5 protein-coding genes are annotated in these 5,345 nt (G+C 71.6%); 2 read left to right on the top strand and 3 right to left on the bottom strand.

All coding sequences use genetic code 11. The annotated features are described in order from the left end of the window. Positions 1-122: 122 nt before the first annotated feature. From EYA84_RS25590 to nadA, 3 genes are all read right to left on the bottom strand, one after another. Entirely contained in the window at positions 123-725 is a 603-nt protein-coding gene (locus EYA84_RS25590; RefSeq protein WP_131056104.1) for a DUF3043 domain-containing protein, read from the bottom strand. A 73-nt stretch (positions 726-798) separates the two neighbouring features. After that, entirely contained in the window at positions 799-2,154 is a 1,356-nt protein-coding gene (murA, locus tag EYA84_RS25585) for a UDP-N-acetylglucosamine 1-carboxyvinyltransferase (protein ID WP_131056102.1), read from the bottom strand. A 211-nt stretch (positions 2,155-2,365) separates the two neighbouring features. Beyond that, positions 2,366-3,541, bottom strand: coding sequence for a quinolinate synthase NadA (nadA, locus tag EYA84_RS25580; RefSeq protein WP_131056100.1), 1,176 nt, complete (start codon positions 3,539-3,541; stop codon positions 2,366-2,368). Positions 3,542-3,609: 68 nt separating this feature from the next. Here nadA and EYA84_RS25575 point away from each other — a divergent pair, with 68 nt between their 5' ends. Both EYA84_RS25575 and erpA read left to right on the top strand, forming a co-directional pair. Then, positions 3,610-4,749 carry a glycerate kinase gene (locus tag EYA84_RS25575; RefSeq protein ID WP_131056098.1) on the top strand — a complete coding sequence of 380 codons (1,140 nt, stop codon included), beginning with the start codon at positions 3,610-3,612 and terminating at the stop codon, positions 4,747-4,749. A gap of 184 nt (positions 4,750-4,933) precedes the next feature. Continuing rightward, positions 4,934-5,302 carry an iron-sulfur cluster insertion protein ErpA gene (gene erpA, locus EYA84_RS25570; RefSeq protein ID WP_131056096.1) on the top strand — a complete coding sequence of 123 codons (369 nt, stop codon included), beginning with the start codon at positions 4,934-4,936 and terminating at the stop codon, positions 5,300-5,302. The last annotated feature ends 43 nt before the right edge of the window (positions 5,303-5,345 follow it).

Here is a 5,345-nt window from a genome sequence, read left to right as displayed (position 1 = left end):
GTTCGTGGTGGTGGTCCTCGCCGCCGCCGGCACCGCCGCGGTGCTGCGCCTGCTCGGCGTGCCGTGACCGGTGCCGGTCGAAGGCCGGAGAGGTCGCCGTCGTGCGACGGCGACCCGACCGATCAGACCGGGTCGCCGAGGGCGACGCGGGGCTCGGGGGTACGCAGCTTGCGGAAGGTGATCGACCGCATGATCGCGTAGAAGTAGAGCGAGCCCATCCGCTGCTCGGTGCGGGGGAAGCGCTCCCGGACCAGTTTCTTGATCTTGCGCGAGATGAGGACGGAGTCGATCACCACGCCGAGCGCCAGCGCGCCCCAGAGCAGGTTGGAGGCGAGCCGGATCGCCGGGGGCATCGCCTGGTTGGAGCCGATCAGCACGACCAGCGCGCCGCCGAAGAACCAGGTGCCGACGGTACGCCGGGAGTCGACCACGTTGCGGGCGAGCAGCCGCTCCGGCCCCCGGTCACGGGGACCGCCCTCGCGCCGGAACTCCGCCGACGCCTCGGCCCGTCGCTGGCGACGCAGCGCCTTGGCCTCGTCCTTGCTCAGCGCCTTGGTCGCGCCCGCCGGCCGACGGCCGGTGGTGGGCCGTTTGGGCGTCTCCCGTCCCTTGCTCGGCGTGTAACCACGCGCACGAGTGGACTCCGACTCCTCCTCGGCCGGGGTCTCCGGCTCGGTGGCGGGATCGGCGAGGTCGGCGGACTTACGACGAAACAGCGACGGCACGCGGCAAGGGTAGCCAACGCCACGAGCCCGGTGCACATCGCGGTGCACCGGGCTCGAACGGAGGTGGTCGGGGTCAGGGGCGCTCGACGTGCGCGCCGAGGTCGGCGAGCTTCGCCTCGAAGTCCTCGTAGCCCCGGTTGATCAGGTCGACGCCGTACACCCGGGAGGTGCCCTCGGCGGCCAGCGCGGCGATCAGGTGGCTGAAACCGGCGCGCAGGTCGGGGATGACCAGGTCGGCGGCGTGCAGTTTGCTCGGCCCGGCGATCACCGCAGAGTGCTTGAAGTTGCGCCGGCCGAAGCGGCAGGGGGTGCCGCCCAGGCAGTCCCGGTAGACCTGGATGTTCGCGCCCATCGTGTTGAGCGCCTCGGTGTAGCCCAGCCGCTGCTCGTAGACCGTCTCGTGGACGATCGACAGGCCCCGCGCCTGGGTCAGCGCCACCACCAGGGGCTGCTGCCAGTCGGTCATGAAGCCCGGGTGCACGTCGGTCTCCAGGGCCACCGCGTTCAGCTCGCCGCCCGGGTGCCAGAACCGGATGCCGCCCTCCTGGCCCGGGTTCCCCAGCTTGGGCGGCCGGACGTCGGTCACCTCGTACTCGCCGCCGACCGAGCGGAAGACGTTCAGGAAAGTCATCATGTCGGCCTGCTCGGCACCGAGCACCTCGACGTGGCCCCGGGTGGCCAGGGCCGCCGCGGCCCAGCTCGCCGCCTCGATCCGGTCCGGGATCGGCCGGTGGGTGTAGCCGTGCAGCCGGGGCACACCCTGGATCTCGATGACCCGGTCGGTGTGCACCTTGATGATCGCGCCCATCTTCTGCAGGATGCAGATCAGGTCGATGATCTCCGGCTCGACGGCGGCGTTGCGCAGCTCGGTGACGCCCTCGGCCATCACGGCCGTGAGCAGCACCTGCTCGGTCGCGCCGACGCTCGGGTAGGGCAACGAGAACTTGGTGCCGTGCAGGCCGTTCGGGGCGGAGAGGTGCAGCCCCTCGGGCGTCTTGTCGACGGTGGCGCCGAACTCCCGCAGCGCCTGCAGGTGGAAGTCGATCGGCCGGGGCCCGATGTGGCAGCCACCCAGGTCCGGGATGAAGGCGTGTCCGAGGCGGTGCAGCAGCGGCCCGCAGAACAGGATCGGGATCCGGCTGGATCCGGCGTGCACGTTGATCTGGTCGGTGCTGGCGCTCTCCACGTTGGCCGGGTCGAAGACCAGCTCACCGTCCTCGAGGCCGTCGGTGACCTTGACGCCGTGCAGCCCGAGCAGGCCCCGGACCACCTCCACGTCGCGAATCTTGGGCACGTCGAACAACCGGCTCGGGCTGTCGCCGAGCAGGGCGGCGACCATCGCCTTGGAAACCAGGTTCTTCGCACCGCGCACGCGGATCCGCCCTTCGAGCGGGGTGCCTCCGTGTACGACCAGGACGTCGTCGGTCAACGCAACCTCCAGCGCGTGCGTGCTGCCGTGTCGATGTGGGTCACCGCGGGTCGCTACCCACGGCGCGGTCGCGGCCAAACGCACGCGCCCGCGTTCTCGTCCGCCCGGCAGCATAGCCCTCTGTGATGAGAATGGATCCGGTCACACTACCCCTGGGGGCATTTATCGGTGATCCGGCACTTTTGTGTGCGGCAATGGTTGCCGAGAGTGATCAGGCGCCGGGTAGCGCGAGCATCTGGTCCAGCGCCACCCGCGCGTGGTGCGCGGTGTCGGCGTCGACGGTGATCCGGTTGACCACCCGGCCGGCGACCAGCTCTTCCAGTGCCCACACCAGGTGCGGCAGATCGATGCGGTTCATCGTCGAGCAGTAGCAGACGGCCTTGTCCAGGAACATGATCTGCTTGTCCGGGTGCGCCAGCGCGAGTCGGCGGACAAGGTTCAGCTCGGTGCCGACCGCCCACGCCGAACCGGCCGGAGCCGCCTCGATCGTACGGATGATGTACTCCGTCGAACCGACCAGGTCGGCCGCGTTGACCACCTCGTGCCGGCACTCCGGGTGCACCAGCACGTTCACGCCGGGGACCCGCTCGCGGACGTCGTTGACGCTCTCGAGGGTGAACCGGCCGTGCACCGAACAGTGCCCCCGCCACAGGATCATCCGCGCGTCGCGCAGCTGCTCGGGTGTCAGCCCACCGCCCGGCTTGTGCGGGTCGTAGAGCACGCAGTCGTCCAGCGAGAAGCCCATCTCCAGCACCGCCGTGTTGCGGCCCAGGTGCTGGTCGGGCAGGAAGAGCACCTTCTCGCCCTGCTGGTACGCCCACTCCAGGGCCCGCTTGGCGTTCGACGAGGTGCAGACCACCCCGCCGTTGCGGCCGACGAAGCCCTTGATGTCGGCCGACGAGTTCATGTAGGTCACCGGGACGGTCCGGGCCGCGATGCCCAGCTCGGTCAGGACGTCCCACGCGCTCTCGACCTGCGGCAGCGCGGCCATGTCCGCCATCGAGCAGCCGGCCGCCAGGTCAGGCAGGATCACCTGCTGCGCCTTCGAGGTGAGGATGTCGGCGCTCTCGGCCATGAAGTGCACGCCGCAGAAGACGATGTACTCCGCGTCCGGCCGGGCGGCGGCCTCGCGAGCCAGCTTGAACGAGTCACCGGTCACGTCGGCGAACTGGATCACCTCGTCGCGCTGGTAGTGGTGGCCCAGTACGAAGACCCGGTCACCGAGCGCGGCCTTGGCCGCCGCCGCCCGGGACACCAGATCGGGGTCGCTCGGTGCCGGCAGGTCACCCGGACACTCGACGCCACGCTCGGTGGCGGGATCGCTGCCACGGCCGAGAAGCAGCAGCGCAGTCGCGGTGTTGGAGGGCTCAGTCCAGGTCGACGTCACGCTGACCATGGTCCCACAGCATGACCAGCGCGCCGCCTGTGCCGGTGTGGGCTGCCACACTGCCAGGCATGCGCGTACTGCTCTGTCCGGACAAGTTCGCCGGCACGCTGCCGGCACCCGAGGTCGCCGCCGCGGTGGCCGACGGCTGGCGGGAGGTCGCACCCGGGGACGATCTGCTGGTCAGGCCGCTGGCCGACGGCGGGCCGGGCTTCCTCGACGTGCTCGCCGGCGCGCTGTCGGGACGGCGGGTGCCGGTGTCGACGACCGACCCGTTGGGCCGTGCGGTCGCCGGTGAGATCCTGCTCACCGACGACGGCGCGACCGCCTGGCTGGAGAGCGCCCAGGCGTGCGGACTGCACCTGCTCGACCCGGCCGAACGGGACCCCAGGGCCACCACGTCGTACGGGCTGGGTCAGCTGATCTCCGCCGCGGTCGAGGCGGGCGCCCGGACGGTGGTCGTCGGGCTGGGCGGCTCCGGCACCAACGACGGCGGCGCCGGGATGATCACCGCATTGGGTGCGGTCCCGCTGGACGACACCGGGAACGTCCTGCCGTACGGCGGTGCCGCGCTGGCCGCCGTCGCCACCCTCGACGGGGCGCCCCGGCTGCGCGACGCCCGCCTGATCGCCGCCACCGACGTCGACAACCCGCTGCTCGGTCTGCACGGAGCGAGCAACGTCTTCGGGCCGCAGAAGGGTGCCGACCGCGCCGACGTGCTGCTGCTCGACGCCGCGCTCGGACGCTGGGCCGAGGTGCTCGAACACGACCTGCCGGGCTGCCCGAGCGGGCTCGGCGCGCTGCCCGGCGGAGGCGCGGCCGGAGGCATCGGTGCCGCGCTGCTCGCCCTGGGCGGGCGTTGCGAGTCCGGCATCGGGCTGGTCAGCCGGGCGATCGGGTTGGAGAGCGTGCTCGACGAGGTCGACCTGGTGGTCACCGGCGAGGGCAAGTTCGACCACCAGTCGCTGCGCGGCAAGGTGGTGGCCGGGGTGGCGGGCGCCGCGCGCGACCGGGGCGTACCCTGCGTCGTGCTCGCCGGCCAGGTCAGCACCGGTCGGCGCGAGGCGGCGTCGGTCGGCGTGACCGACGCGTACAGCCTGGTGGAGCACTTCGGCGGCGAGGAGCGCGGCGGGCTGGCGGCGGCGATGGAGCGTCCGGCCGAGGGGTTGCGGGAGCTCGGCTCCCGACTGGCCCGGCAGTGGAGCCGCTGACCGCAGGTCGTCCCCGGACCGCCCCGCTGTCCGGCGTGCGTCGGAGGGGCCGGTCACGCTGCCGGGTCACCCGGCCGTCGGCGGCCTACAATCAGAAGCTGGACCGCTGTGGGAATCGCTGACCGGCGAACGACGTTGGCCAGGGGAAGACCACTTCTTCGAACGCGCGCAGGGAGAATTCCACGTGACCACGCCAGCGCAGACCGAGTCGACCGAGGCCCAGGCCCCCACGTCCGTCGTCCTCACCGACGTCGCGGCGCAGAAGGTCAAGGCCCTGATCGAGCAGGAGGGCCGCGACGACCTGCGGCTCCGCGTCGCCGTGCAGCCGGGTGGCTGCTCCGGCCTGCGGTATCAGCTCTTCTTCGACGAGCGTTCGCTCGACGGTGACGTCGTCACCGACTACGACGGTGTCGAGGTGGTCGTCGACCGGATGAGCGCCCCCTACCTGACCGGCGCCACCATCGACTTCGCCGACCGGATCGACGCCCAGGGCTTCACCATCGACAACCCCAACGCAGGCAACTCCTGCGCCTGCGGCGACTCCTTCAGCTGAGTCTCCGACCTCCGACGGCGGAACGGCCCCCGGGCCGTTCCGC

The organism is Verrucosispora sp. SN26_14.1 (assembly GCF_004307965.1).
Lineage (GTDB): Bacteria > Actinomycetota > Actinomycetes > Mycobacteriales > Micromonosporaceae > Micromonospora.
The sequence above is the reverse complement of the archived record's forward strand: the minus strand, read 5'-3'. Positions and strand labels throughout refer to the sequence as shown.